Source organism: Streptomyces rhizosphaerihabitans, assembly GCF_025399795.1.
Taxonomy (GTDB): domain Bacteria; phylum Actinomycetota; class Actinomycetes; order Streptomycetales; family Streptomycetaceae; genus Streptomyces; species Streptomyces rhizosphaerihabitans.
The window spans coordinates 1-614 of sequence record NZ_JAODTZ010000173.1 but is presented as its reverse complement, the minus strand read 5'-3'; the positions used below and the strand labels follow the sequence as shown (position 1 = coordinate 614).

Annotated in this window: 1 protein-coding gene; it reads left to right on the top strand. The window is 66.8% G+C overall.

The window, feature by feature from the left end; translation table 11 throughout:
• Positions 1-312 precede the first annotated feature (312 nt).
• Positions 313-614: helix-turn-helix domain-containing protein (locus N4G66_RS45265; protein WP_261710164.1), on the top strand; the 302-nt coding region annotated here is incomplete at its 3' end.

Sequence of the window (614 nt, the reverse complement as noted above, 5' to 3'; positions counted from 1 at the left end):
ACGCATCACCCGCAGTACAGAGCAGTACGCAGTCCCATGAGTAAGTGTTGGCCAGAGGGATGAACGGAGGAATCTCGCGCCATCAGGATCGCCCGGGCGGAATGGCTGAGCCCGGGTACCGCAGGACATCGATAGTGAGGTGGTCTCCGGTCAAGCAACCGCGATCCCCGCGCACCCGACAGCAGTCCGGTCGGGCCCGCGGAAACAGAAGGCCGGCGCAGTATCAGCGCCGGTAGATGGTGTAGTAGTTCCTTCGGGGCCTTGGTGCCGTATGGCACCAAGGCCCCTCCACGCGTTCCGCAGAGAGGTGCAATGACAGCAGGCGACTCGTTCGGCCGGCTCGACGATGACGACTACCCCGCCTACACGATGGGCCGGGCCGCCGAACTCCTCGGCACCACCCAGGACTTCCTCCGCGCCCTCGGCGACGCCCGCCTGATCACCCCGCTGCGCTCCGCGGGCGGCCACCGCCGCTACTCCCGCTACCAGCTGCGCATCGCAGCCCGCGCACGGGAACTCGTCGACAACGGCACCCCGATCGAAGCCGCCTGCCGCATCGTCGTCCTTGAAGACCAACTCGAAGAAGCCCAGCGCATCAACGACGAACACCGCCG